This window comes from Magnetospirillum fulvum MGU-K5 (assembly GCF_000442515.1).
Lineage (GTDB): Bacteria > Pseudomonadota > Alphaproteobacteria > Rhodospirillales > Magnetospirillaceae > Phaeospirillum > Phaeospirillum fulvum_B.
On the sequence record NZ_AQPH01000152.1, the window covers coordinates 1 to 1,564 of the forward strand.

Annotated in this window: 1 protein-coding gene; it reads right to left on the reverse strand. The window is 62.5% G+C overall.

What is annotated here, in order from left to right; all coding sequences use genetic code 11:
- Positions 1 to 56: 56 nt before the first annotated feature.
- A complete protein-coding gene (locus tag K678_RS17315; protein ID WP_231376287.1) occupies positions 57 to 1,511 on the reverse strand; it encodes an IS1182 family transposase in 1,455 nt (484 codons plus the stop codon).
- Positions 1,512 to 1,564: the final 53 nt, after the last annotated feature.

The following is a 1,564-nucleotide window of genomic DNA, read 5'->3' on the forward strand; positions in this document are numbered from 1 at the left end:
TTCAGACCGATGACAAACCCCGTCGTTTTTTCGGCGGGGTTTGTTTTTTCATCGGTTCAGGCGTAAGCAGGGCCGATCCTCGGTTGGCGGAGGTTTGGCGCGCTGGCGGGGCGTGTGATCGCCAAGAGCAGGCCCCAAAGCGCCTTTTTGCCGGTTCCTGGCGTCCCCCGCGCCAGAATCAGAGCGATCTTCTTCATGTTCTGGCAGGCGGCGGCGAGGAGGCATTGTTCGGCCACTTTGGCCAGCCCGCGCATGCGGGCGTAACGGTGACCGTGCAACTGCTTGGCGTCGGCGAAGCTGCGTTCGACCGTCTCCTTGCGTCGTGCGTACAGCGCCTTGCCCCAGGCGCTCAGCCGGTTGGTCTCGGCGTGCTCCTTGGCGTCCTGCCAGACATGGCGAGTGACCACCTTGGTGGCGTTGGCGCTGCTGGTGCAGGACGCCAGCAGCGGGCAGGAACGGCAGATGGCAGGGTTGCTTTTGTACTCGCGGTAGCCATCACGGTTGGTCGTGGCGTAGTGAAGGTGCTGGCCGTTCGGACAGCGGTAGCCGTCCAGTTTCCGGTCATAGGCGAAGTCCCGCTTGCGCAGGAAGCCGTCTCGGTGGGTTGGTCGCGAATAGCCGATCACGCCCTCGATGCCGCGATCCTGCAATCCCTTGCAGATGCCCGCCGTCGAGTAGCCCGCATCCAATCCAACGGCATGCACGTCGAACCCGAAGCGGTCGCGCTGGCGATCAAGCCGACCGAGATAGGGGATGCTATCATGCACATTGCCCGGCGTGACGAAGCTGTCGGTGATGATGGCGTGCTGGCGGTCCACCGTGCGGTGATCCAGGTAGAAGAAGCCCTTGGGCTTGCCATCGCGCACCATGTAGCCCGCGTCCGCATCGGTGCGGCTGACCTTGGTCTCCTTGACGTCCGGCTCGCGCGCCTTCTCTTTCAGAGGCTTCTTGCCATGGGCGGCGCGGTCGGCATCAATGGCCTGGTCCAAGGCGTCGAGATAGTCGGCCCGCGACTTCGCCACCTGCGCCAGATCATATTTGTTCTTGTTGGCGTTGGCCTTCAGATGCGTGCTGTCGGTGTACAAAACCGTGCCGTCTACCAGCCCGCCTTTGATCGCCCGCAGCACGATCTCGTCGAAAATGTCCTGGTAGATCGTGCTGTCGGCGAAGCGGCGCCTGCGGTTCTGGCTCAACGTCGAGGCGTCGGCCACCTTGTCGGTCAACCGAAGCCCGAGGAACCAGCGATAGGCCACGTTGACCTGGATCTCACGCATCAACTGCCGCTCGGAGCGCACCCCGAACAGATAGCCGATGAACAAAATCTTGAACAACACCACCGGGTCGAGCGCAGGACGCCCGTTGTCCGCGCAGTACAGATGCGCCACCCGCTCGCGGATGAAGGAGAAGTCGATCGCCGCGTCAATCTTGCGCAGCAGGTGGTCCGACGGAACAAGCGACGCGATCGTCACCATCTCCAGTTCCGTCTGTTGGGGCATCGGTTTCCTCAGCATTCCCCATTGAATCAAAAGCCCCCGCCAAAGGCGAGGGCTTTGTCAGCAATCTG